A 25,045-nucleotide genomic window follows, 5' to 3' on the forward strand; every position below is an offset into this window, starting at 1 on the left:
ACTGACAATTTTATGCGATGGTACGGGCAGAGGGACTTGAACCCCCACAGCTTGCGCCACCAGAACCTAAATCTGGCGTGTCTACCAATTCCACCATGCCCGCGGACTGTGGGGTGGGTCTATACGAACTCTTCGGTATCGGCAATGGCATTTGTGGTCATGACATTGAAAATGTTGACCCCGCTGCCTGATACAGATCTGGCTATATCAGGCTCTTCCTCACAGGATGCTCGGGATTTGAAGTTCAGTCTTTAACCTTCTGGAACTTCAGAACAAAATTGTCGCCTTCCCCAATGGCTTCATATTTTGCATGGTCCGTTGCTCCCAGTGCGTAAGTGGGAGGCAGCGTCCAGATCCCTTTGGGCCAGTTGGCTGTATCTTTCGGGTTGGCATTGATTTCAGAACTGCCAACCAGTTTGAACCCCGCCTTCTGGATCATGTCGATTGCATAAGACTGCCGAACATATCCGTCTTTCGCCATCGGATCCTGAGGGGCGCTGGTATTGCCGCGATGATCCTCAATGCCCAGTATGCCACCCGGTTTGAGGACCCTGTGAATGGCGGCCAGCATTTCCGGCGCGTTTCCGGCTTCCATCCAGTTGTGCATGTTGCGGAATGTCAGGACGAGATCAACGCTGTTTGCAGGCGCAAAATCCAGATGCTGCCCGTCAAATTGCGTGGTTTTGATCCGTCCGTAAATGTCTGGACGTTCGGACTGAAGCTTGCTGATAGCCTGTTTTTTCAGGTCAGCAGGGCCTAACGCGACGGTGTATGTGCCATGATCATACAAATAAGGCGCCAGAATTTGCGTCCAGTACCCCCCTGATGGCCAGATTTCCAGAACATGAGCGTCTGGCTTCAACCCGAAAAAAGTCAATTCTTCAATGGGATGGCGGACCGCATCACGCGCTACAAAAGCGGGCGTTCTTTCCGGAGAGTGTACAGCCTGATCCAGGGTTGGCCCGGCAAACGCGGACGTAACGGTCAGGAGAGGAAACAGACACAGGAAGGCATATTTCGACAGCATGAAAGTGCTCCAGTCGTGAATCTCATAACTGTGGCTTCAAAACTGAAAAAAGTCTTTACTCATCTGAGAAAATTTCTGAGAGCAGAGGCGTTGTTCCGCTTTCGGATATGTTTCTTTCAACCGTTGGCAGGCACTTTCTGGCAACGCTCTCTACCGGCAGTAAAAACAGGACTGGATACCCATGCGTCTGGACGATCAGCGGGAAAGCACCAACATTGACGACGTGAGAGGTTCCGGTGGGGGTGGTCGCACGCCTTTGCGGATTGGCGGTATTGGTGGCGTCATTCTCGTGATTGGTGCGCTCTATTTTGGGGTCGACCCCCGCATCGTCCTGAACCTTTTGCAGACTGGCCCGTCATCCGACAGTTCGACGGTTGCGCAGGTTCAGCGTCCAGCCAATGATGCTGGCAAGCAGTTTATTGCCCGTGTTCTCGGATCAACGGAAGACGTCTGGACAGCATACTTCCAGCAGATGGGACGCACATATCATGATCCCCGGCTGACGCTTTTCAGTGGTGGCGTACAATCCGCCTGTGGCTATGCACAGACATCGGTTGGGCCATTTTATTGTCCGGCGGATCACAAGGTGTATCTGGATCTCCAGTTCTTTCAGGAGTTGCAGAACCGGCTTGGAGCGGGCGGCGATTTTGCAAGAGCGTATGTTGTTGCCCATGAGATCGGGCATCATGTTCAGAATGAGCTTGGCATCATGCAACAGGTCAGCCGACAGGGCGATGCGTCTCAAAAAGGGGCCAACGGGCTTTCTGTACGTGTGGAGCTTCAGGCCGACTGCTTTGCTGGTGTCTGGGCCAAACGGGCGAATGACGCCAAACATCTTCTCGAAACGGGGGATATCGAGGAAGGCATGAATGCGGCTGCTGCTGTTGGTGATGATCGGCTGGAGCGTCAGGCGAGAGGATATGTCGTTCCTGACAGCTTTACACATGGCACTTCAGCCCAGCGCGTCAGTTGGTTCAAACGCGGTCTGAGCAGTGGTGACATCAATCGCTGTGACACGTTCAGCGCGCCGAGCCTTTGATATCGTCGGAGTATGCCTGATACTGCGCGCTACAGAATGAGATGACATCTTTCGATGCCGTCATGAGTCTGGAAAAGTGCGAAAATATGATGCTTCATGCTTGGATTGCCGTTGATCAGGATATTCATCATGAAGCGTATCTTGCTTCCCCTTTCCATTGCTCTGTTTGCCTGTCATGCAGGTTCTGCTCTGGCTGACGACGCAAGTTGCAAAAGTGGTCTGCATCCCCTGCCCGCCGGCTATGAAGGATGGAGCAATCCCTCCCCTTTAAATGCCGCAACTCAGGCTGGTGCTCTCTCTGCCAGCAGGCTGACATTGGGACATGCCGCCACAATCCGGCTCGCTCACACTCCGGATGTGCATTTTGTAGAGCGTCCGGCAGAGCCAGGCGGAAGTGTCAGTTTCAGTGGCATGGTGGTTTTTGAGGCGCCTAAAGATGGGACATACAGGGTTATGCTCCCAAACAAGACATGGATTGATGTCCTGCAAGGGATTGTTCCAGCCAGTTCGACTCACCATCAGCACGGACCAGATTGTTCCGGTATTCGCAAGATGGTCGATTTTCCACTTAAGTCTGGCACTTACACGCTACAGCTTGCCGGAAGTGGCCAGCAAGATATTCCCGTTATGGTTTCCTCTGTCCCGTGAGGATTTCTGGGCTGTTTCTTCTCGTGGTGACAGTGAGTTGGTTGCCAGCAATGGCTTGTGCGACCTCTCTGTCTCCCGAGAGGGCCGAGACAGAGTTGGGGCATCGTCTTTTCTACGATGCCGACCTGTCTCTGGATGGAAGCATGTCCTGTGCTACCTGCCACGAGCAAAGACATGCTTTTTCTGATGGAAATCCCACACATCCCGGCGTGACGGACGAACGGGGTATCCGTAATGTTCCCTCCCTCGCCAATGTAGGATTATTCCACAGCCTGACATGGACAGATCAACATGTCACTTCTCTGGAAAAGCAGATCTTTATTCCCCTGAGCGGGAACCATCCTGTTGAGATGGGCATGACCGATATGGCCGAGCTTTCTCGGCGCCTTTCGACAAATCCCTGCTATCGGGCTCTTTTCTCAATCGCATTTCCAGAGAGTGCTATGGACATGAGGCACTTCTCTATGGCGCTTGCGGCTTTTGAGCGCACCCTAGTGTCAGACCACGCTGTTTGGGATCAGCCGGATCATAAGGAGACAAGCGAGCAGAAGCATGGGGAGATGTTATTTTTCGGGAAAGGAAAATGCTCGGTTTGCCATAAGCCACCGTTGTTCATGGACCAGCATTTTTATGTTCTGGGAAAGCTTAAGGGTGGCCCCATCAGAACGCCGTCTCTTCGTAATGTGGAAGTCACAGCCCCGTATCTGCATGATGGGTCCGCGGCTACTTTGGCGGCTGCCATTCGGGCTCATCCGAATACAGATGTTTTATCTGACACAGAAATAGCCAGCATTACGGCTTTTCTGTCTCTTTTAACGGATCAGACATTTCTCTCACGTCAGGACTTCGCCTTGCCTGCCGAACAATGCCCTGTCAGGATTGCACAATGAAGGATCATTGCGTCCATGATCTGCTGATAGGACATTCAGGGTGACGTCTATGCTCAAGTGTACCACCTTTTTTCTGACAGCTGCTTTGGCGGCACTCTCCGTTGCTCATGCAGAAGATGGTCTGGCAATTTACAACAGTCGGTGCAGCGTTTGCCATCAAGCTGCGGGGATTGGTTCTCCTAGCCAGTTTCCTCCCCTTAGTGGCCGGATTGGTAAGATCGCGGGCTCTCCTGAGGGCAAAGCCTATCTGATCCATGTTCTGCTGAACGGCCTTCACGGGCCGCTTGAAGCTTCAGATGTGAGCTACATGGGTTATATGCCCTCCTTCAAATCCCTGAGTGACGAGGATCTGGCGGCAGTTTTGACCTATGTTTCTTCGTTAAATACGCCTGGTACGCCACCGGTTTTTTCTGCAGACGATTTCAAGTCGCAGCGCGACACTCCCAAAAAAGCCAAGGACATTCTGGCAGAGCGTGAAGCGCTGGATGCTCTGCATCCCCTTCCCTAATCAAGGCAGTTTCCTTGTTCGTTTTGCCCAGATCCGTCGTTTGAGAACAAACAGAAAGCCGCTCAGAATGACCAGATAGGACAGGACGAACAGTCCCGTTCTATGTCTAGTATGAAGATGTGGATGCGCGGTCCATGAGAGAAATGCTCCAACGTCATGTGCCATCTGCGGAACGGTAGCGTTTGTCCCATCAGTATATTTGATTTGTCCGTCATGGAGTGGCGGAGGCATGGCAATGTGAAGATGGGGCATGGCGGTATTGTAATACGAACCGGGTGGAAGTTTTTTCCCTTCTGGCGGGGAGGTATAAGAGACCAGAATATCGATAATTCTCTTGATTCCGCCTTTCTGTGTCATAGCCAGACGTGAAAAATCTGGTGGAAGACCGCCGTGGTTGGCCATGCGCGCCATGCCGGCTGTAAGGTAGGGAGAACCGATAACATCTGAAGGATGAGCAGGCCGTGTCTTTGGGTCGCCATCATCATCTAAGCCATCGGGGATTTCATGCTGGGCAGCATAGGCTTTGATATCCGAGACGGACAGGCCCAGCTCTCGCAGATCGGCATACGTAACATGATTGAGACTGTGGCATGAGCTGCAAACCTGCCGAAAAACCTCGAGGCCACGCTGTTCGGGTGTAGAGGCATGAACTGCAAAAGCCGGAAACGCCAGCATACTGGCTATAAAGAGACGTCTCATTAAAAATGCTCTTTTCGGTGGCTGGCCTGTTCTCGACGTGCAATCATAGGAAGCAGGCCCAGAAAATAGACATACCAGTACGCGACAGCGGCACGGCTGATCCAGAGCCAGAAAGAACTTGGAGGGCTCATCCCCGCCAGACCAAGAGCCAAAAAAGCAAGAAACAGAAGAGGCAGAGCCACTCGGAGCCAAGGTCGGAAACGGGCTGATCTGATCGTCGAAGAGTCAAGCCAAGGCAGCGCGAACAGAATGACGATGCTGCCTGTCGCAAGAATAAGACCACCGAGTTTTGAGGGGACGGCCCGAAGGATGGCGTAAAACGGGGCAAAATACCACTCAGGTGTAATATCCGAAGGTGTTATCAGCGGGTTGGCCTGAACATAATTGTCGCTCAGCGTCAGAAAGTCAGGCGCGAAGAAAATCAGCGCCGCATACACCAACAGAAAAAGGCAAAGACCCAGACCGTCTTTCGTCGTGTAATAGGGGTGGAACGGCACGGTCTGGTCAGGCTCCGTCAAATCCTTGCCGGTCGGGTTATTGGACCCTGTAACGTGTAGAGTTGCGACATGCAGGACAATGACGCCGATGATCGAAAATGCCGTGACAAAGTGCAGGACAAAAAGACGGTGCAGCGCAACATTGCCCAGTCCTTCCCCGCCCAGAAGCCAGGATGCTAAAGGCTTTCCAACAAGTGGAACTGTATTGACGGCATTCACCACGACGGTCGCACCCCAGTAAGACATCTGTCCCCAAGGAAGAACGTAACCGGCAAACGCCGTAATCATAACCAGAAGCAGTAGTCCCAACCCTGTCAGCCAGACCAGTTCACGCGGCGCCTTGTAGGAGCCGTAATACAGGCTGCGTGCAATATGCACATACAGGGCTGCGAACAGCATGGATACGCCGCCCATGTGTATGGATCGGATGAGCCAGCCTGATGCGACCTGCCGATCGATGGTTTCAACACTTGAAAAGGCGTCGGCAAGCGTCGGTGTGTAATTGAGCGCGAGGAAAATACCGCTAAGGACCAGAAGCGTCAGTGAAACAACTGCGAATGCCCCGAAATTCCAGAGATAATTGAGATTTCGCGGCATGGCGAATTCAACATACTCACGCCGGAAAGCCGATAAGATTGGCAGTCGGGTATTCAACCATGTCGATACGGATTGAGGACGTTCAGTCATGGTTGTGCTCAGATTTGTCGAATGTTGGCGATATCGAAGTCAGGATCGCCTTTACTCTCGCCGATACGCAGATGTGTGTCAGAGATCATCGTCACAGGCGGAACCGGGAGATTATACGGCGCAGGCGCGTCTTTAAAAGCTCGACCAGCGCTGTCAAACTGTGACCCATGACAGGGGCAAAGGTATTTCCCGGAGGGCTCGGCCTGTGTTGGAGCATCAAATGTTGGGACGCAGCCCAGATGCGTGCAGATCCCGATCATGACGCCGATGTCGGGGGTAATGGACCGATGCCAGTTTGCTGCATCCCTTGGTTGTTGCGGCATACGGGACTCAGGGTCACGCAATTTTTGAAGAAGCGCCGGATCCTGAAGTTTTTTCAGCATTTCCGGTGTTCTTTTCTGCACAAAAACGGGCCAGCCCCGCCATGTGACAACACTCTGCTGGCCCGGTTTGAGCGTCGAGAGATCCACGTCCAGAATGTCGCTCTCGCCAACATGGTTGCTGCGTGTTCCGTTCAGGCTATCCAGAAAGGGATAAGCCAGCGCACATGCGCCAGCGCATCCCATGCCAACAGTCACGGTAGCCAGAACATCCCTGCGTCGAGGTCCCCGCTCCAGTTTGGAGTGGGGGGTGTCAGAAGTCAGGGAGGCATCGTCTTGTGTCATGGGTTCCGCTCGAAATGGACCGGCCCCAATCATCGGAGTGCACCATGGGAGGTGTCAATCTCAAAGCGGTTTATTGTTTTCGTATGATTGTCATTATTCCCAGACAGGAAATGGATCCGGGAGAGTGTCATAGTGCCAGGGCATGAAAATGCCATCCGCATTTTCTGGCATCAGGCAGTTATCCAATGCGGCCCGAATATCTGCTTCATCCATGTTTGCGCCAATAAAGACCAGTTCCTGCCTCCGATCTCCATATGTATCGTCCCAGTATTTTGCGAGTGTTGCGCGCCAGGCGTCATCATCAGGCCAGGAATCCTGCGGCACGCTGCTCCACCATCGCCCTGCAGCCTGATTGCGGGCCAGCGCACCGGCAATGCTCAGTTCACCAACCCAGTCCGGTCGTGTTGCAAGCCAGAAATAGCCTTTGACGCGCACAACGCCTGACCATGACTGTTCGATAAATTGTGCAAAGGCTTGTGGGGAGAACGGACGACGGGCTCTGTAAACAAAACTCGAAATTCCGTATTCCTGCGTTTCTGGCACATGGTCGGCATGACCATAGAGTTCCTTGAACCACATCGGATGCTGGTGAGCCCGATCAAAGTCGAAACGTCCAGTGTTCAGGACTTTGTCCAAAGAAACAGTGCTCTGACTGGTTTCGAGGACTTCGGCATCTGCATTGAGAGATCTGATGATGAGTCGAGCTGCGTCCCTCTGTTCAGGTGTTGCGGTATCAACCTTGTTCAGAAGCACCACATCGGCGAACTCGATCTGCTCCACAAGAAGGTCAACAAGTGCCCGTTCGTCGTCTTCACCTGCGACCTCTCCCCGATCTTTCAGGAAGTCTGTTGAACCATAATCGCGGAGCAAATTCACCGCATCCACAACTGTCACCATGGTATCGAGGCGCGCAATATCGCTGAGACTACGGCCGTCCTCGTCCCGAAACTCGAAGGTTGCGGCGACAGGAAGTGGTTCTGCGATGCCTGTTGATTCGATCAGCAGATAGTCGAACCGTTTTTCACAAGCCAGTCGATCGACTTCCTTGAGAAGATCATCCCGCAAGGTGCAGCAGATGCATCCATTACTCATTTCGACGAGTTTCTCATCCGTACGGGAGAGATCACTCCCTCCCTGTCGTACCAGATCCGCGTCAATGTTCACTTCGCTCATATCATTGACGATGACGGCGACTTTCCGCCCTTCGCGGTTGTTCAGGATATGATTGAGAAGTGTTGTTTTTCCGGCTCCAAGAAAGCCGGAGAGAACGGTAACGGGCAATCGGTCATCCATGATGACAAAAGCTCCTTGATGGAATGAACGGTCTTGCGTGAAAGGCTTATATAGTTATGATATAACATATCAATATATAGAGTGATTTTGTTGCGATGTCATCATGCCCGACGCGTCACCAACTGGTCAGCCAATCGTCTTTCAGGGAAATACTCTCCCCGGAACGCACGATTGCCATCCATTCTCAAAGACTTACTGAATCCATCAGAAGAGCCTCTGAGAGTCATCTCCGGAATGGTGCGCGTCTGGCCATGGCTCAAGGGACGCTGGAGACGATCTGTAGTGGTCTTACTGAAGCTTTCCCGGATGAAACTCTCCCTTTGCTGGCGGATATGATTGATCTTGCAAGCCGATATCAGGAGGTTTCCGGGCATCAGACGTTACGCGTTCGGCTTGAGAAAGTGACAACGGACAGTTGCCGAAAATTCCATGTTGACTGTGTGGGGCTGCGATTGCTCCGCACTTATGTCGGCCCTGGTGTTGAATGGACGGCAGATGGAGGTTTGACCATTCATCAGGCTCCGGATGGAGCCGTTGTTTTTCTCAAAGGAAAGCATTTTCCGGGATGGTCTGAAGCAACCAGTGTCCGCCATCGCTCGCCACGTTTATCGGCTCTTCCGATTGAGAAACGCCAGAGGCTTCTTCTGACAATTGACGAAGCTGGTGCATGTGGAGCGTCCATGGACGCTCCTGTAATGATTGCGGCCTAATATCATGTTTGTCATTGAAAGCTGGCCTGATCCTGTCCTCGCCGATGCTCCGCGTGTTCGAGCCTCAAGTCGACCGGAAATTCTCGTAGATCTCGCCAGGACGGATTTGGATATGATTGTCTGGACCCGGAAAGTGCCGAACGACTGGCAGCAGAGATTGCAGGGTCATCAGCTTCCTGCAGAAGATCTTTTTCTGGATGGAACACTCAATGATATTCTGAGTCAGTTGAAGAGGTCCGCCATCCGTGAGCGCTATCCGGCCTTCATGATTGAAGATGTCGAGCAGACAGCAGCTCTGGCAGCCGCATTTGCTGTCTCAGATCGGATGGTCTTGCGGCTGACATCAGAACAACAGCCAGAGCAGCCGTTCGGGAAAACCAAACTGCGAGCGTTTTGCTGCTATGGATCCGGGCAACTCCATTGGAAGTCGGGCACGTTCAATGGCTACGATCCGACCAGTAGCCTATCTCCTTTTGATCTTGCGTTCGTTCCTTCCTGGAGTGGGGACAGGGTGCGCGTCAGTTGCGAGGCTAGTCCACAGGCTGTGTATCTTGCGTTGTCTGTTCTCTAAAGCCCATTCACAAAACAAACATAAAATATCGTGCTCTTGCCTCGTGATTTTCAAACATCAGGCATGGTAACCATGCGTCCAGTTCTGACTATTCGAAAGAGATGATCCGGTGACCGTAAAACTCGACCGTCGTGGCCTGCTGGGTCTTGGTGCCGGTTTTTCCCTGAGCGCTCTCCTGCCCTCGATCCAGCGTGCCCGCGCCATTCCTGCGCACCGTGAAAGCGGAACGCTTGAGGATGTGCAGCATATTGTCGTGCTGATGCAGGAAAACCGTTCATTCGACCATTATCTTGGTCATCTTTCAGGCGTTCGTGGTTACGGAGATCGGCATGTTGTTCGCGGCCCCGACGGTCAACCCATCTGGTGGCAGCAACGACAGAAGGCCGAAAACGGCTGGATTACGCCGTTTCACCTCCCAACCCAGACGTCTAGCGCGGAGTGCGTTATCGACCTTGACCATAGCTGGTCGCCCACGCACGCGGCGATCAACAAGGGTTGGAACAATCAGTGGCCCCGTCACAAAAAAGATATGACGATGGGGTACTACACGCGCGAAGATATTCCCTTCCATTATGCATTGGCGGATGCCTTCACGGTCTGCGACCATTACTTCTGCTCCACACCAACCCAGACGCATCCAAACCGCTTCTATCTGATGTCCGGGATGGTCGATCCGAATGCCACGGGTGGCGGCCCAATTCTCGACAACGTGGACTGGGTAGACCGGGAGTTTTACCCCAAGGTGCCAGATCCGTTTACCTGGACAACCTATCCGGAGCGTCTGCAGGATGCCGGTGTTTCCTGGCAGGTGTATCAGCAGGGTCTTTCTGGCGCGGATATCGAAAACGGAAATTTCGGTACCAACGTGCTGATGTGTTTCAAGAATTTTGCTGAGGCACAGCCAGGCTCCGCGCTACATGACCGCGCCATGACGGCCCGGACACTGGATCATCTCAAACAGGATGTACTGGCCGACAAGCTTCCGCAGGTTTCTTGGATACTGCCTCCAGCAGCTTACTCCGAACATCCGCGCTGGACACCGGGATACGGGGCAACATTTATTGCCCATGCTCTTGATGCCCTGACGGCAAATTCTGACGTCTGGGCCAAGACAGTCTTTCTGGTCATGTATGACGAGAATGACGGCTATTTCGATCACATGCCGCCGCCACAGCCTCCTACCCCGGTTCTGCCCGGCCTGAGTACTGTGTCCACTGAAGGCGAGATCCACAGGCATCTCCAGAACTTTGAAACACAGCGCTACAAGCCTGACAATCTGCCGTATGGCCTTGGTCCGCGCGTTCCTGCCTTTGCCATTTCCCCGTGGAGCACTGGTGGCTTTGTCTGCTCGGAAGTCTTTGATCACACATCGGTCATTCGCTTCATTGAGAGCCGGTTTGGGGTCAAGGAAACCAACATCACGCCCTGGCGCCGTGCGGTTTGCGGCGATCTGACAAGCGCGTTTGATTTCTCCCGCAAGAGCCATGTGAAAGTCCCGCTCCCCGATACAGCTGTATACAAGAAAATCGCGGACGCTTCCTGCAAGCTGCCCAACCCGGTCATTCCTCATCAGAGCACAGTTGACGATATCGGAGATCAGGAGCGTGGCGCGCGCCCTGCCCGTCCGTTGCCATACAATATGGCTGTGGATCTGGTTGAAGACACGCCTGATGCGGTGGCGTTCGAGATCCGAAATACGGGGACGGTCGGTGCCAGCTTCTATGTCTATCGGGACGGAACAACCGAAACGCCGCGCCGTCATACGGTGGAGCCCGGTAAAGCCGTCAAGGATCGTTGGGATATTTCGCATGAAGGCCAGCATGACTTTACGGTGCTCGGCCCGAATGGCTTCGCGCGATATTTCAAGCGTGCTGTCCCATCAACGCTAGTGCTACGGGCTCACCACCAGAAAGAAACAGGACAGCTTGTCCTTGACCTGAGGAATACTGGTACGGTCAGTAAGAACATCCTGATCAAGGATAACGCTTACGGTTCAGAAGACAGGCCGCTTTCCATAGCAGGTGGTCAGGCACTGGCTGTGTCTCTCGATCTAACTTCAAGCCGTCAATGGTATGATGTCAGCGTGTTGGTCGATGGAGAAACCGGTAATGGCCAACGCTTCGCAGGGCATGTGGAAACCGGCCGTGCCAGTATTACAGACCCTGTCATGGGTGCGGTCATGGCTCATCAAATCAACGGCTGAGCATAAACCTCTTGAGGACTACTTTCGGGTAGTCCTCAAGAGGCCATTCTTAGCCTTCAATATCCAGTCCGATATCGAGAGCCCTGACGGTATGCGTCAGCCAGCCGAGGGAAATGATATCGACACCGGTTTCCGCAATCGGACGAACTGTTTCAGGGGTGATGCCGCCTGATGCTTCCGCGATACCTCTTCCATCAATCAACCTGACAGCCTGACGCAACTGATCCGGATTCATATTGTCGAGCAGATACGCGTCTGCGCCCCCTGCGGACAGAGCCTCTTCAAGCTGCTCCAGGGTATCAACCTCAAGCTCGATCTTCATGAGATGACCCGCACGGCTCCGGGCCTTGGCAAGAGCAGCAGACACGCCGCCACAGAGTGCCAGATGATTGTCCTTGATCAGAATGGCATCATCCAGCCTGTAGCGGTGGCTGGATCCTCCACCGGCCCGAACAGCATACTTCTGAACGGTCTTCATTCCGGGTAGCGTCTTGCGCGTACAGCAGATGCGTACGCTAGTCCCATGAACTGCATCCACAATTTCGCGCGTGGCTGTTGCGATGCCACTGAGATGAGACAGAAGGTTCAAGGCGGTTCGCTCGCCAGCGAGAACGATTCCAGCCCCTCCTTCGACAACTGCCAGAACATCACCTGAAACGATTTGCTCCCCATCGTTTTTCTGAGGCAGGAACCGAACGCTTTTATCCAGAAGCGTGAAAGCAAGTTCAGCCCCTTTCAGTCCCGCAAGCACACCCGTCTTTCGGGCACGGAAAATGACCTGCAATGGTCGGTCCGGGTCTAGTAGCGCCTGCGTCGTGACATCGCCGCCCGTTCCAAGGTCTTCCAGAAGCCCTGTACGGACCAGAGGCTCCCAGAGAAGATCTGGCAGAAAAGTCTGGAATGTCATGAGAGTAATCTTTCAGGAACAGGGAGATCTGACAAAGTGAGACTTATTCGATAAGGATCTGTTATTTCAAGATAATCTGTCCGGTAGTGACTTCCTCGGCTCTCGCGTCGTTTGAGCGCGGACTGAGCCACGAGGGCCGCCACAAGGGCTCCGTCGTTTGTTTTAATGTCCGGTAGAGCTACATGAAGGAGCGTCTGAAGGCCGGTTTTGTCTCTGAGAATTCCGGCATACTGACTCATGAGTTTCGATATCTGGCCTGAAAACTGCGAGTGAGCTTGACAGGTCGGTACAGAGCGAAGGGGTATGTGCTGATAGCCGAAATGGTCGATATCTTCCGCTGCCCATTGCCCCGTCAGGAAGGCTTCCAGCAGGGAATTGCTGGCCAGACGGTTCGCACCATGGAGGCCGGTGCAGGCTGCCTCGCCTGCCGCCCAGAGGCCGGAAACAGAGGTGCGTCCGCGCGCGTCCACGTCCAGGCCACCCATGTGATAGTGCATCGCGGGGCTTACCGGGATGGGGCTTTTCTCTGGATCGACGCCAATGGCATGGCAGGCTGCGGTAATGGCCGGAAACTGCTGACTGAACACTGTCTCCCTCAAGCGCCGCCCATCCAGAAAAACGTCATGCCCCTCCCGGATATGAGCAAAAATGGCTCTGGCTACGACATCCCGAGATTGTAGCTCGTCCGTAAAGCGCTCGTTCCTCTCATCCACAAGAATGGCTCCAGCACCTCGAACGGCCTCACTGACAAGTGGGCGCCGTCCCGTCATCGAACCAGTTTTCAGGGCCGTAGGATGGAACTGGGTGAACTCCATATCAGCCACCCGCGCACCCACTCGAGCAGCGTGCGCAAGGCCTGATCCGCTCACTGTGGATGGACTGGTCGCCTCGTTATAAAGTGCCCCTATTCCTCCCGAGGCCACAAGGCATGCAGATGTGGGCAGGAAACCTGCGGATGTATGGACACCTCGCAGACGTCCATCCTGAACTATCAGCCCGTTGAGGCGGGTGCCTTCCAGCACTGTAATGTTCTCGCGGGCCTGCACGCGTCTGATGAGCGTCTGCATAATGGCCGCCCCGCTCCCATCGCCTCCGATGTGCAGAATACGCTTTCGGGAGTGTGCAGCTTCCAGATGCAGGTCCAGAACTCCGTCTTTCCGCGAGAATGGAACGCCCCAGTCCAGCAGAGTCTGGATAACCTGAGGCGCTGCGGTTGTTACGCGTCTTACAACCTCAGGCACACTCAGACCCGCACCAGCAGCAAGCGTATCCGCTGCATGCAATTCCGGTGAGTCATCCGAACCGATGGCTGCCGCGATCCCTCCTTGCGCCAGAGAGCTGGTGGCCTCCAGTCCTAATGGTGACGGTGTGAGGATGACGCAGGGTTGGCGCAGATGGAGTGCAGCGGACAGGCCGGCCAATCCTGCCCCAACAATCACGGGCTGACCGGCTAGAGCGCTCAGAAGAGCCTTGCTCATGGCTAGATTGCCAGCATCCGTTCTACGGCCGCTCGGGCAGGTGCTTCAAGGGCGGAAGGAATGGTGACAGGTGTTTCCATATTTTCCAGAGCGCGACGAATGCCAGCCAGCGTGATGCGCTTCATGTGCGGGCACAGGTTGCATGGGCGCACAAACTCCGTCTCTGGATTGAGTGTCGCCAGATTGTCGCTCATCGAGCATTCGGTCACGAGCAGCACCTTTTCCGGCTTCTGTGTGGCCACATAGTCAATCATGTTGGCTGTCGAGCCTGAATAATCAGCTTCAGCCACCACCTCAGGCGGACATTCCGGATGGGCTATGACCGTCACGCCCGGATGCATGCGCCGATACTGGCGGATTTCCTGTGGCGTAAAGCGCTCATGGACCTCGCAGTGGCCCGGCCAGGTCAGCATTTCAATGCCGGTTTCGTTCTGGATGTTCTGTGCCAGAAACTCATCCGGGATCATGATGACACGCGGCACGTTCAGGCTCTCGACAACGCGTTTCGCGTTTCCAGACGTGCAGCAGACGTCTGTTTCGGCTTTCACGTCAGCGGTGCTGTTGACGTAAGTCACGACCGGAACGCCGGGATAACGCTCTTTCATTTTCCGCACGTCTTCGGACGTGATGCTCTCCGCTAACGAGCAGCCTGCCCGCTCGTCGGGAATCAAAACGGTTTTGTCGGGATTCATGAGCTTGGCGGTTTCTGCCATGAAGTGAACGCCTGCCATGACGATCACATCCGCTTCGAGATCCTGAGCATCCCGCGCGAGGGCAAGGCTGTCTCCGCGGATATCGGCCACGCAATGAAAGATTTCGGGTGTCTGATAGTTGTGAGCGAGAATGACGGCATTCCGCTCCTGCTTCAAACGCAGAATGGCTTCGATATCATCCGCATAAAGCCGCTCCCAATCCTCTCGGGCCATCAGGCGGGAGACGGGTTCGTAAAGCCTGTCTCGGCTTTGCAAGGCACTTGGACCGCCCATGATGGACTCCGTAAACTATTATACTCTGATTGAGCATATAGTATCTTACCCCATCAGCAACACGTCCATGCAACACATTTTCAGGAGATCTCCTCCAGGGGGAGCTTGGCACCCGAAAGATAACAGTTTTCAGAATTCTCCCGGCGGAACCTGTAAAGCCGCGCAGGACGTCCCTGTACACCGCTTTCGTAGCGGTCCGTTTCTTCTACAAGCTGTTGATTTTGCACAAGGCGTCGGAAATTCTGCTTGTGCATGAGACGACCCGATAGGGCTTCCATGGATTGCTGAAGATGCAGGAGTGTAAACTCTTCGGGAACGAGTTCGAAAACGGCTGGCGTATAGCGAATTTTTGCGCGTAGCCGTGAAAGCGCTGTCGCGAGAATGCGTCGATGGTCCCAAAGCATGGATTGACCATTGATCTGCGGTACGGTGTTCGGCCGCGCCTCCGGTACCAGACCTGCTTCCCAGAGCAGTTCATATCGTTCCAGAACGGCATCGTCATTCCAGATCTCACCATTCAGCCCAAACGCCTGATTGCAGCGTTCAAGCCTGTCGGTTTGATCGCCAGCCCAGCTTTTCAGTTGATCTTCAATGGTCTTCAGAACTGTGAGGCAGCCATTGGTGCGGCGGTCTTCCCATGGGAAATAGTTGTACCAGCTCTGCCAGCCACTCTGTGTTTGTCCGCCGCGGGTCAGGGCCATGTAGGAAATACGAACCAGCCTGTCTTGCTGGGCCTGTGCCGCATCCCCGAACGTATATAGCTGCTCCACATGCCCCAGTCGAAAGCCTGTCTGTTGCTCGACCCAGTGCCTCAGACCGCGCTGAAGAGAAGTATGCTCGGTTTCCAGAGGTCCGGCTGGCAGGCAACGGCCGTCCTGAAGGGTCAGAACTTCTGGCATGCCGTTCTGCAATGTCGTCAGAACGGCAACCAGTTCGGCACGGCAGGTTGCTACGTGGTGATCCATGCCGAGATCGTGCCTTTTCACCACAGGATCAGTCTTTACACTCATAGAGTTTGTTTTCTGCGAAACAGGCTGGAAATCATCTGTTTCGCAGAACGATATCAGCCTTCGAGTGTTGCTGGCATGGAGGCCATGTCGATGACAAACCGGTACTTCACATCGGAGCGAAGCACGCGATCATAGGCTTCATTGATTTCATCCATGCGAATGACTTCAATATCGCTGGTGATGTTATGTTTCCCGCAGAAATCAAGCATTTCCTGCGTCTCCTGGATGCCACCAATGGCCGAGCCTGCAAGACTGCGGCGCTTTGCAACGAGGCTGAAAGCCCCGATGGACATCGGCTTTTCCGGAAGACCGACCAGAACCATGTGCCCGTCCTGTTTCAGGAGCGCGAGATAGGCATTGATGTCGTGGTCGGCGGAGACGGCATCCAGAATGAAGTCAAACCGGTTCGCTTCTGCTGCCATGGCATCGGCATCACGGGAGATGACAACCCGGTGTGCGCCGAGACGCTTGCCGTCTTCGATTTTGCCGGGAGACGTCGTGAACAGTGTCACTTCTGCCCCTAGTGCCACGGCAAATTTGACAGCCATATGTCCAAGGCCGCCAAGCCCGACAACACCGACTTTATGGCCAGCGCCGATCTTCCAGTGCGCCAGTGGAGACCAGGTCGTAATACCCGCACAGAGAAGAGGTGCCGCAGCGGCTGGATCCAGATTTTCGGGAATGCGAAGAACAAACCCCTCATCCACGACAACCGCACGAGAATATCCGCCGTATGTGTAGGCACCTTCTACGGGGAACGCCGTATCGGGGCTGTTATAGGTCCAGGTTGGGCCGGCGTCGCAATACTGCTCCAGCCCAGCTTCACAGGACGCACAGGACCGGCATGAATCAACCATGCAGCCTACACCGACCAGATCCCCAGCTTTGAAGCGGGTGACATCACGCCCTACGGCGCTGACACGCCCGATGATCTCGTGACCGGGTACAACCGGATAGGACGCTGGTCCCCACTCGCTTCGGGCTGTGTGAATGTCCGAATGGCAGACACCGCAATGGGTGATGTCAATCTGAACATCCATTGGACCACAGTCCCGGCGTTCAAATGCGAATGGCGTCAGCGGAGACGTCGGACTGGAAGCGGCATAACCAACGCAGGTCAGCATGGAATTTCCTTTTCTGGGAAGACAGATGGGAATTCGAATGAGAACAGCAAGACTATCAGAGGATGGCCTGAAGCCATAGGTCATGCCTTGTATTGCTTCCCGTCACGACACTGCGAGGCACCCTACAACGCTTTTCGCTTCTGCCAGGAGTGCTTCCAGATCCAGCCCTGGAATCATTCCGTCCACCACAACGGGTTTTCCATCCATCAGGACATGCCGAACAGTCGTAGCCCCAGAGACGACCGGCGCTATCAGCGGATCATGCATCCCTGCGCACCGAGGGGCATCCAGACCATGAATGACCACATCTGCCGTCGCTCCCACTTCTATCCGACCCACATCCGAAAGCCCCAGAATGGCAGCTCCTTCAGAGGTGGACCAACGCATGACGTCTTCAGCGGTCACTGCTCCTGCTCCCTGAACTGCGCGATGGACCATCCACGCGCAATGCATTTCTGCACTCATGTCACACGCTTCATTGGACGCTGCACCATCAACAGCAAGAGAGACGCGGCCTCCCAAGGCATCCAGAGCAGGTGCGGGTGCAATTCCTGAACCAAGTCGACAATTGCTTTGTGGGCAATGCGCCATGCCAGTGCCCGTCTGGGCAAGAAGCCTGAGTTCGCTCTCATCCAGATGGACCAGATGTGCGAACCACACATCATTTCCGACCCAGCCATGCTCCGCCACGAACTGGACGGGTCGCATATTGTATGTTTCCAGGCAGAACCTGACGTAATTCTCCGTCTCTGACAGGTGCGAATGCAGGGAAATGCCCATACTTCGTGCCGCCACGCCCATCTGGCGTAGTTCATCAGGCGTGACGCCCCATGTGGGCGTATTGGGTGCCAGAGCAATCCGACGTTTCGCGTTCGGCCCGGACTGATGATAGCGGCTGACAAGCGCATCGACGCGCTTGAGCATGACATCCAAAGTTTCGGTCGGGGCAGGAATAACCTCGTCCGTATCGAATTTTCTGGTCCGTGTTGTTCCTCCCCGCGCCAGAACGTAGCGAAGACCCAGATTTTCGGCTGCCTCGAACAGAACTGCAGCCGGGTCATAAGCATACATGTCTGCAAACAGGTAATGATGGTCCGCAACCGTCGTGCAGCCTGACAGAAGCAATTCCACCATTCCCACCCGTGCAGCAACACGCAGGGCACGTTCGTCGATGCGGCTCCAGTAGGTGTTAGGAACAAGACGCAGCCACGGCTCAAGCGGCTTATTGATGGCCGTCGGGATTGCCTTGAGAACACTCTGGAACAGATGGTGATGCGTGCTGATCAGGCCGGGCGAAACAACACCGCCTTTCGCATTAAGCACTGTTTCTCCATCCCGTGGAGACAACTCGCCAATTTCGACAATTTTTCCATCACGGATGCGAAGACTTCCCGTTCTTCTGGCTGCATCACCTTTCAGGCCGGTGAGAATACCGCAGATGTTGTGGATAAGGAGCGTCATGTGGGCATGATCCGGAGGTTATCTACAAATTCTGTTGTGAAAGCGCTCTTCCAGTTTGCATCGGCTGGGAGAAGGTTTTGACTGACCATGAAATCCCGTGTCGCCTGCCATCGGGCAGTCGTCATTGCGCCCAGCCCTTTTGCCTGGACATCATCCGACAGAAGGACATTTGCTTTCTTCAGCCCTTCGTAACCGAAAGTCAGGTGCTCAGGCGTCATGTTTGGATTGGCTTTCAGGATCAAAGCATTCCCCGAAGTGGGATCCTGAAAATAGTCGCTCCAGCCAAGTAGCGATGCTTTTACGAAACTGTTCACCTTGTCTTTGTCTGTCTTCACCATCTGCTGGGTGGTGACCATCGGGGCGCCATATGGCGGATATCCCAGATCCTTGAACAGAAAGAACTCGACTGGCACGTTCTTCAATTTCGCATCCCACAACTCGGATGACGCGTAAGCCTGCACGGCCATGGTTTTATCAAAAAAGAAAGGCTGAAGGTTGAAAGAGTAAGGCCTCGCCTGCTCTTCCGCATAGCCAAAGCGTTTCCTGAGCCATGGCCAGAAGGTCGCATGGGACGACGAGGCAATCAGGATGGGATGATCTTTAAGCTGCTGAAGATCAGTAACTCCAGCGTGCGTCATCAGCCCCTGCTGATCATGTTGGAACGTACTCGCCACGGCAACGAGGGGAATACCAGACGCGACAGCAGAGAGAAGCTGGAAGTCATATCCGGTGATGAAGTCGGCTCGTCCGGCTGCAAGAAGTTGCGGAACATTCATCTGCGGGCTGGCTGCCTCAATTGTGACGTCCAGCCCTTCCCGTGCATAATATCCTTTGGCAAGCGCCTGATAAAAACCGCCGAATTCTGCCTGTGCATACCATGATGTGACGAGCTTTACGGGCGTGCCAGCAGCACGTGCTGTCTGAATGAACGGCATGGAAAGCGCGCCAAGACCGGCGGTCAAACCGAGGAGAGACTGGCGGCGACCAAGCATGATTCTGGACATAAGGGGACATTCTCCCGTTTCGCTGTGCATACAGTTTATGAACCGAAATGATTTTTCCGGAAGTCTCTATTTGCGTTTGATCTGATGCTGTTTTGATGACGACGCTTTGGAATTGACAGCGCGGTCTTTGATATGTTTTGAATTTTGAACGAGTATAAGCGGTCGGGATCTTCAAGAAGATTTTGGGCATTGCTCCAGCAGGTCTGCGCAACAGGCTTGGATGGAGGAATATGTTCGGAGTCATCCCCCTTTGTCCCCCATTCATTTTACGCGTGGTCCCTGCTGTCTTTCGTCAGGCATAAGGAGAGACTGCGCAAATGAGCACTTCAGCCACGATACCTATGAGTGAAATTGAGACCGAGCGCCGCATTGGCGGAGCTGGAACCAGTATCGTCAGAGACATTCCCAGAATTGACCTATCGTCATTCGAAGAGCGTAAGAAGGAAATCGCCGAAGCTCTATGGTCGGCGGCGACTGAAATTGGGTTTTTCCAGGTCTATAATCACGGCATTCCGCAGGACGATATTGACCGGGCGTTTTCGCTAGCTGAGCAGTTTTTCACTCTTCCTGTAGAGACAAAAGCAACTCTTCCATTGAAGCCAGGCACCAATGCTGGTTGGGAGTTTAGGGAACAGGTCCGGCCCTCAACGGGTACGCCTGACCATAAAGAGTCCTTCCAGATTACGCTTCCACGCATGGCGGGGCTGTGGCCGCACGATGCGGATATTGCCGGTTTTCAAAGATTTCTCACGCAGTTCGAACATCAGAACTGGGTGCTGGGAATGAAAATCCTGTCGTGTTTTGCGATGAAGCTCGGCTTCGATGAAGATTTTTTCACATCGCGGCATGAACCTTCTTCGCCGGATTATCAGTGTACCCTGCGCCTCATCCACTACATGAGCATGGAAAATGCCAAGCCTGCAGACTTCAACAACTGGCGCGCTGGAGCACATTCAGATTTTGACTGCCTGACCCTGCTGCATCAACGGGCGGGCGAAGGCGGATTACAGGTCTGTCCGGGGAAGGATGTTGATAGTGGGGCGTGGACGGACGTTGAGCCAGCCACCGGTTACGTGACCTGCAATATTGGTGACATGCTCATGCGTTGGAGTGATGACAAACTCCTCTCCACTTTACATCGCGTCCGGATGCCGAAACCCGGTGAGTATCTTGGAGAACGGTTGTCCATCCCGTTTTTCTGTCAGGCTAACCGCGATGCGATCATTCAGGGGCCGGATAAGAAATACGCGCCTATCTCGGCTCAGAATTATCTTCTTGAGCGCCTTCAGGCCAATTTCGCCGCGTTGCAAAAAACCAAGCCTTCATAACGCGGCGGGGCCTTTAGGCTGCGACGCGATGCTGTCTGACCTGGAAAATGGTCAGACAGCCTATGCTCAGGGCGCAGAATGCAAACAGGGCATAGCTGGTCCAGAGTGTAGTGGAAAAATAAAGATAAGGCATCAGGACGGCTGAAACAGAAATGAACTGCCCGACTGTGCCTGCGACTGCACCACGGGTTTTCCGGTCTGTTGCAACGACGGGTAGCAGGGACATCCCTGCTCCACTCAGGCCGCTATAGGCGAAAGTCCAAAGGAATAGTCCGAGAGAGGCGATCACCATCGTGCTGCCCGGGAAAAGCAGCATCCATTGCGCGGCCATGCCGATCGCCGCCATGACGCAGAACATGACGCGGGAGCGACGTTCCGTCCCCACACAAAGACTGACGATCAGACCTCCAGCCATCATCACGACGATCTTTACGATTGCCACTTCGGCCGCAGACGCCGCCAGACTGACATGATGCACACGTGCCAGATAGGATGGCGCAATCAGGCTTGTCCCATACGCGATACCATTCGGGAGCGTGACCGAGAGGCCGAGTGCGGTCACCAGCCAGGGTGAGAGTTTTTTGACAGGGCCGGAAGGAATTTCCGCCGTTAATGGCTCTTTCAGGCTGACGAGGGTCAGAATGCCGACGGCCAGAATGATCAACATCAGAACCATATGAGACAGGCAGGCTGCCTGCCACCGTCCGCCTGCAAGGAACGGAATGGCGAGGAGCAATCCAGCAGAATATCCTGCAGGCGCAAAGGTGGACCAGAACGCCAGCGCACGGGAACGGCTTTTATCTGGGAGGTAACGCATGAACAGAACGGGAGAACCTGCAGTTGCGAAGGCAAAGCCGCATCCGCAAAGCATGAGGCCAATTCGCAGGCTCCAAAGCGTAGAGGTAGACAGCAGAAGCGTATCGCCGATCAGCGTCAAACCCACGGAAATCGGGAAAGCTTTTTTCACCCCGATGCGATCAACGATCATGCCAAAAAGGAACGACGTGAATGCTGCCGGAACGGAGAAAAAGGAAAGGCTTGTTCCTACTGCTCCCGGAGCGGCATGCCTTGCGTCTGCAATGGCACTTATGAATGGCACGACCAGTCCGACAACGGCCATGGATAGTGCGGAGTAGACGTAAATTATCAGAACGAGAAAGAGGTAGTAGCCTGGTCTGTCATCCGTGGTCTGCATAATCTCGTATCCTTGAAAGAAGCCGGCCACGGGCCTGGCTACAGGGCGTTTTCAGGCTCTCAGTTGTTCCATGGAATGTTTGGAAGTGGCTTTTCGACAGGTCCAGGGACAGTGATGGCAGAGCAGTTCTGTGGAGGCGTTCGCCCAGCCAGAAGGCTCTTTACATAGGGAACAGAGTCCTTCAGCGAGACATTGACCGCGCCATTATGCGTGACGCCCGGATAACGCTGCCACAGAACATGCGTCCCGGCGTCGCACATTGCTGCCACGGCATTGTACTGGCCATTTACCCCTGCCTCACCGTCCGCCAATCCGGTGCCAGCGAAGACGGGAAAGTTGATCCGAGCGTCAGGAATGGTGAATGCGGTATCATGCCCGGTTTCAAAGGAGGATAGCTTGTCATTGAACAAGGCATCGCTTTGCACCTTCATCTCGTCGGCCTTGTCGAAAAGATTGTGTAGACAGGCATGCCGCGCAATTTCAGACATCTTGCGACCGACATCGGTCATAACGGCTTGGCTGTCCGTCTCCGGATGTAAAGACTGATCCGACCCTTCCACCCGAAGCATGGCGAAAGCAGAGTCCATTTTCGTCGCATCTGTGTAGACTTCCGGGATGGGGGAGTGTTTGGCCGTCGGCGAAGGCGCAAAGCCCGTGACAAGGCCGGTTGCGACGACGCCGTGGATTTTCAGGTCTGGGGCGTAAGAAGGAGCCAGCCAGGCTGTGCCTAATGCAGCCCCAGAGCCCTGAGACTGGCCGACCAGAACAATCCAGTTCCTGATCTGTCCCGGAAGTCCGCTTAGAGATGCGCGCAGACCATCCAGAACGCTGTACCCCTCCGGTCGGTACAGAAGATAAGGATGTGGCCCCGGTGTGCCCAGCCCCTGATAGTCGCTGGCGATCACAGCAAAGCCTTCAGAGAGCCAGCGAGACAGATAGGCCTTGTCACGGCTGGAATATCCCCGCCAGGATGGTGCGCAGACGTCCGCAATGCCAGTAGTTCCATGCTCCCAGGCGACAACTGGCCACCCGTTTGCAGGCATTTTGCCTTGTGGCAGCAGAATTTGTCCGGAAACTGCAACCGGGCCACCTTTCCCCAGACCATTCGTCGAAGAGTAGAGGATCCTGATTCCACGGCTGGTGCCTTTTGGGAGTTTTGTCGGATCCATATCTTCCTGTTGGATCAACTGGCCCGGCATCGACGGAATGGCTGTCTGGGGACGATAAAACGCGCTGACGCCGCCGTCTCCGTAGAGATCACTAATGAGTTGTACGTCATGAGACACAGGGGCTTTGTTTCCCGTCTCCGAACATCCTCCCAGTATGAGGAGTGCTGCCATGGATGTGAGAACGGAGGGTCTATGTGTCATGACGGTTCTCCAGTGCCTGAACAGGACAGGTTACGGCGCCATTCGAGCGTACGGGCGATGGCTCCAAACGGATAAAAGTGCAATCCGTGGAAGAGTGTATCCGGGGTTTCGGCAATGGATCCGGCGATCGCATCCACCAGATCTTTTGGATTGCAGGGGATGAACCAGCGATGCAGTTTCCAGCGTTGTTTCTGCATGAAGCGCAGGGATTGCCCAACACCGCAGGCCAAACCGTAACGAACCAGCGTCTTGGGTGTCGTCAGGCCATACACGCCAAGATTGATTGGCAATTTTATCCCTGCGGCCCTAAGGCGCTTTTCCCAATCCAGAACTGGCGCTGCATCGAAGCAGAACTGCGTGATAATCTGCATGTTCAGACCCTGCGCCCGGGCCAGCTCCTGTTTCCGGAGCAGATACTGCTCCAGTTGCTTCTCCGAAGCCTGTGGGTGCCCCTCCGGGTGGCCTGCCACATAGACCGTTCTGATCCCGGCCTGGGCAGGAATTTCCGTTTCCAGAACCTGAACGGTGTCTGTGAAAATCCCGGCAGGTTTGTCTGCCCCGCCTGCGATCAGAAGCATGCGTGGAATGTCGCGTTCGATCAGTGCAGCGCAGATGTTCCGAAGATGCTCAGTGTCTCTGATGGTGCGAGCTGCAACATGTGGGACCGGAAGATACCCGCAGAGTTTCAACAGGTCACAAGCGGCGAGAACATCGACGAACGGTACGCCGGGCAGCCATGTCACAAAAACTCGCAAGCCGCGATCAAGGTCTGGCAAAACTCCTGAGAGTTCAAGAATACGGGACGGCAAAAGCTCGATTGAGCTTTCTCTCATCAGATCTGCACGAACCTGATCAATTGATCTGATCATGCGGCCCCCTTCTTTTCAGCAAGATCCAGAACGGTTTTCAGAAGCATCATGCGCGTCATGACGCCAAAGCTTCGGTCAGGGGGTGTCATCCATCCTGCGACTTCGGCGACATCTGGATGAACATCCCCACGGAGGGTGCCCCCCGGCCAGCTCATGCCGACATCAATCACAACAGCCCCTGCTCCGACCATATCCGGTGTAACCAGATGAGCGGAGCCAGAAGCTGCTATAATGATATCAGAATTTTTCAGAATATCTCTCAGATTTTTGCTTTTACGATGCAATATCGTAATGGTTGCATTGCGCGATTGTCCAGAGAGCAAGAGGCTGGCAGGCAGACCAACCAGCTTTCCCCGTCCAAGGATGGCAACGCGCGCCCCATCAAGGGCGAGGCCTGTTTCTGAGAGGAGAGCGTCAATGCCTCTTACGGTGCAGGGAATAACGGATGGCTCAGAAGTGGTCAGGGACAACAGATTGACGGGATGAAGCCCGTCAACGTCCTTATGAGGGCTGATGGCCTGAATGACCGCGCCTTCATCCAGATGAGATGGCAGAGGGAGTTGTACCAGAATACCACTGACAGCATTATCTGCATCCAGCATCTGGACCTGCGTCAGAAGCGCGGATTGCGTGACCGACTGTGGAAGAACCACCTTTCGGACGTCAATCCCAACCTTCTTACAGTCTTCGATCTTGCGAGTGACATAGGTTGCACTCTGGGGATCGTCTCCCACTTCAACAAGAGCAAGACAAGGCACAATACCCTGTCTCTGGAGCGTCACTGCTCTGTTACGGCTCTCTTCCAGGAGCCGTAGCCCTATAGCCTCCAGATCAAAGAAACGAGCAGTCACAGCATGTCCTCCTGCAAAGAGCCGG

The 25,045-nt window shown here is 54.4% G+C and carries 24 protein-coding genes and 1 tRNA gene; 8 read left to right on the forward strand and 17 right to left on the reverse strand.

Going from position 1 to position 25,045, the window contains the following annotated elements:
• Window positions 1–18: 18 nt before the first annotated feature.
• A tRNA-Leu gene (locus HKD32_RS08390) sits at window positions 19–103 on the reverse strand.
• 141 nt (window positions 104–244) lie between these two features.
• Window positions 245–1,027 carry a class I SAM-dependent methyltransferase gene (locus tag HKD32_RS08395; RefSeq protein ID WP_061930928.1) on the reverse strand — a complete coding sequence of 261 codons (783 nt, stop codon included), beginning with the start codon at window positions 1,025–1,027 and terminating at the stop codon, window positions 245–247.
• Between the two features lie 181 nt (window positions 1,028–1,208).
• Between HKD32_RS08395 and ypfJ the strand changes: the two genes are divergently transcribed.
• From ypfJ to HKD32_RS08415, 4 genes are all read left to right on the forward strand, one after another.
• Window positions 1,209–2,066: a KPN_02809 family neutral zinc metallopeptidase gene (ypfJ, locus tag HKD32_RS08400; RefSeq protein ID WP_061930925.1), complete on the forward strand. Its 858-nt coding sequence runs from the start codon at window positions 1,209–1,211 to the stop codon at window positions 2,064–2,066.
• 129 nt (window positions 2,067–2,195) lie between these two features.
• Complete coding sequence (locus HKD32_RS08405; protein WP_194257834.1) at window positions 2,196–2,714, forward strand: hypothetical protein; 519 nt, start codon at window positions 2,196–2,198, stop codon at window positions 2,712–2,714.
• Window positions 2,711–3,604 carry a cytochrome-c peroxidase gene (locus tag HKD32_RS08410; protein ID WP_061930919.1) on the forward strand — a complete coding sequence of 298 codons (894 nt, stop codon included), beginning with the start codon at window positions 2,711–2,713 and terminating at the stop codon, window positions 3,602–3,604. Before HKD32_RS08405 ends, HKD32_RS08410 begins: the two co-directional genes overlap by 4 nt.
• Before the next feature lie 49 nt (window positions 3,605–3,653).
• Entirely contained in the window at window positions 3,654–4,112 is a 459-nt protein-coding gene (locus HKD32_RS08415; protein ID WP_061930916.1) for a c-type cytochrome, read from the forward strand.
• Here the strand turns inward: HKD32_RS08415 and HKD32_RS08420 are convergent, their stop codons facing one another.
• From HKD32_RS08420 to zigA, 4 genes are all read right to left on the reverse strand, one after another.
• Window positions 4,113–4,811 carry a cytochrome c1 gene (locus tag HKD32_RS08420; RefSeq protein WP_061930913.1) on the reverse strand — a complete coding sequence of 233 codons (699 nt, stop codon included), beginning with the start codon at window positions 4,809–4,811 and terminating at the stop codon, window positions 4,113–4,115.
• Window positions 4,811–5,995: a cytochrome b gene (locus HKD32_RS08425; protein WP_061930910.1), complete on the reverse strand. Its 1,185-nt coding sequence runs from the start codon at window positions 5,993–5,995 to the stop codon at window positions 4,811–4,813. The genes HKD32_RS08420 and HKD32_RS08425 overlap by 1 nt, the downstream gene beginning before the upstream one ends.
• Window positions 5,996–6,003: 8 nt before the next feature.
• Complete coding sequence (gene petA, locus HKD32_RS08430; RefSeq protein ID WP_061930907.1) at window positions 6,004–6,660, reverse strand: ubiquinol-cytochrome c reductase iron-sulfur subunit; 657 nt, start codon at window positions 6,658–6,660, stop codon at window positions 6,004–6,006.
• Window positions 6,661–6,753: 93 nt separating this feature from the next.
• Window positions 6,754–7,953 (reverse strand): zinc metallochaperone GTPase ZigA, encoded by a 1,200-nt coding sequence (zigA, locus tag HKD32_RS08435; protein WP_061930905.1) that lies wholly within the window; start codon window positions 7,951–7,953, stop codon window positions 6,754–6,756.
• Between the two features lie 95 nt (window positions 7,954–8,048).
• Here zigA and HKD32_RS08440 point away from each other — a divergent pair, with 95 nt between their 5' ends.
• The 3 genes from HKD32_RS08440 (at window position 8,049) to HKD32_RS08450 (ending at window position 11,437) form a co-directional block, all read left to right on the forward strand.
• The gene (locus HKD32_RS08440) at window positions 8,049–8,663 is read left to right on the forward strand and encodes a DUF1826 domain-containing protein (protein ID WP_061930903.1); all 615 of its coding nucleotides are present in this window, start codon (window positions 8,049–8,051) and stop codon (window positions 8,661–8,663) included.
• 4 nt (window positions 8,664–8,667) lie between these two features.
• Complete coding sequence (locus tag HKD32_RS08445; RefSeq protein WP_061930900.1) at window positions 8,668–9,234, forward strand: hypothetical protein; 567 nt, start codon at window positions 8,668–8,670, stop codon at window positions 9,232–9,234.
• A gap of 109 nt (window positions 9,235–9,343) precedes the next feature.
• The gene (locus HKD32_RS08450) at window positions 9,344–11,437 is read left to right on the forward strand and encodes a phosphocholine-specific phospholipase C (RefSeq protein WP_194257835.1); all 2,094 of its coding nucleotides are present in this window, start codon (window positions 9,344–9,346) and stop codon (window positions 11,435–11,437) included.
• 49 nt (window positions 11,438–11,486) lie between these two features.
• Here HKD32_RS08450 and nadC read toward each other — a convergent pair whose 3' ends face one another.
• The 7 genes from nadC to HKD32_RS08485 form a co-directional block, all read right to left on the reverse strand.
• Window positions 11,487–12,344: a carboxylating nicotinate-nucleotide diphosphorylase gene (gene nadC / locus HKD32_RS08455; RefSeq protein ID WP_061930895.1), complete on the reverse strand. Its 858-nt coding sequence runs from the start codon at window positions 12,342–12,344 to the stop codon at window positions 11,487–11,489.
• Entirely contained in the window at window positions 12,341–13,822 is a 1,482-nt protein-coding gene (locus tag HKD32_RS08460; RefSeq protein ID WP_061930892.1) for an L-aspartate oxidase, read from the reverse strand. Before HKD32_RS08460 ends, nadC begins: the two co-directional genes overlap by 4 nt.
• Before the next feature lie 2 nt (window positions 13,823–13,824).
• Window positions 13,825–14,808 carry a quinolinate synthase NadA gene (gene nadA / locus HKD32_RS08465; RefSeq protein ID WP_061930889.1) on the reverse strand — a complete coding sequence of 328 codons (984 nt, stop codon included), beginning with the start codon at window positions 14,806–14,808 and terminating at the stop codon, window positions 13,825–13,827.
• Window positions 14,809–14,888: 80 nt separating this feature from the next.
• Window positions 14,889–15,773: an NUDIX hydrolase gene (locus HKD32_RS08470; RefSeq protein ID WP_061931098.1), complete on the reverse strand. Its 885-nt coding sequence runs from the start codon at window positions 15,771–15,773 to the stop codon at window positions 14,889–14,891.
• Between the two features lie 98 nt (window positions 15,774–15,871).
• Window positions 15,872–16,942, reverse strand: a complete 1,071-nt coding sequence (locus HKD32_RS08475; RefSeq protein ID WP_061931095.1) for an NAD(P)-dependent alcohol dehydrogenase — start codon at window positions 16,940–16,942, stop codon at window positions 15,872–15,874.
• A gap of 102 nt (window positions 16,943–17,044) precedes the next feature.
• Complete coding sequence (locus tag HKD32_RS08480) at window positions 17,045–18,403, reverse strand: amidohydrolase family protein (RefSeq protein WP_061930886.1); 1,359 nt, start codon at window positions 18,401–18,403, stop codon at window positions 17,045–17,047.
• A complete protein-coding gene (locus HKD32_RS08485) occupies window positions 18,400–19,407 on the reverse strand; it encodes an ABC transporter substrate-binding protein (protein ID WP_194257836.1) in 1,008 nt (335 codons plus the stop codon). Before HKD32_RS08485 ends, HKD32_RS08480 begins: the two co-directional genes overlap by 4 nt.
• A 317-nt stretch (window positions 19,408–19,724) precedes the next feature.
• Here HKD32_RS08485 and HKD32_RS08490 point away from each other — a divergent pair, with 317 nt between their 5' ends.
• Window positions 19,725–20,735 (forward strand): isopenicillin N synthase family dioxygenase, encoded by a 1,011-nt coding sequence (locus HKD32_RS08490; RefSeq protein ID WP_061930883.1) that lies wholly within the window; start codon window positions 19,725–19,727, stop codon window positions 20,733–20,735.
• Between the two features lie 13 nt (window positions 20,736–20,748).
• Here HKD32_RS08490 and HKD32_RS08495 read toward each other — a convergent pair whose 3' ends face one another.
• From HKD32_RS08495 to HKD32_RS08510, 4 genes are read right to left on the reverse strand one after another with little or no spacing between them, the layout of a single operon-like run.
• Window positions 20,749–21,930 (reverse strand): MFS transporter, encoded by a 1,182-nt coding sequence (locus HKD32_RS08495; RefSeq protein ID WP_194257837.1) that lies wholly within the window; start codon window positions 21,928–21,930, stop codon window positions 20,749–20,751.
• Window positions 21,931–21,989: 59 nt separating this feature from the next.
• Window positions 21,990–23,300 carry a lipase family protein gene (locus HKD32_RS08500; RefSeq protein ID WP_061930877.1) on the reverse strand — a complete coding sequence of 437 codons (1,311 nt, stop codon included), beginning with the start codon at window positions 23,298–23,300 and terminating at the stop codon, window positions 21,990–21,992.
• Window positions 23,297–24,169 (reverse strand): methylenetetrahydrofolate reductase, encoded by an 873-nt coding sequence (locus HKD32_RS08505; RefSeq protein WP_194257838.1) that lies wholly within the window; start codon window positions 24,167–24,169, stop codon window positions 23,297–23,299. Before HKD32_RS08505 ends, HKD32_RS08500 begins: the two co-directional genes overlap by 4 nt.
• On the reverse strand, window positions 24,166–25,020 hold the full coding sequence (locus HKD32_RS08510) for a tetrahydrofolate dehydrogenase/cyclohydrolase catalytic domain-containing protein (protein WP_194257839.1): 855 nt from the start codon (window positions 25,018–25,020) through the stop codon (window positions 24,166–24,168). Before HKD32_RS08510 ends, HKD32_RS08505 begins: the two co-directional genes overlap by 4 nt.
• Between the last annotated feature and the right edge of the window lie 25 nt (window positions 25,021–25,045).

The sequence above is a fragment of the Gluconobacter japonicus genome, from assembly GCF_015244665.1.
Taxonomy (GTDB): Bacteria; Pseudomonadota; Alphaproteobacteria; order Acetobacterales; family Acetobacteraceae; genus Gluconobacter; species Gluconobacter japonicus.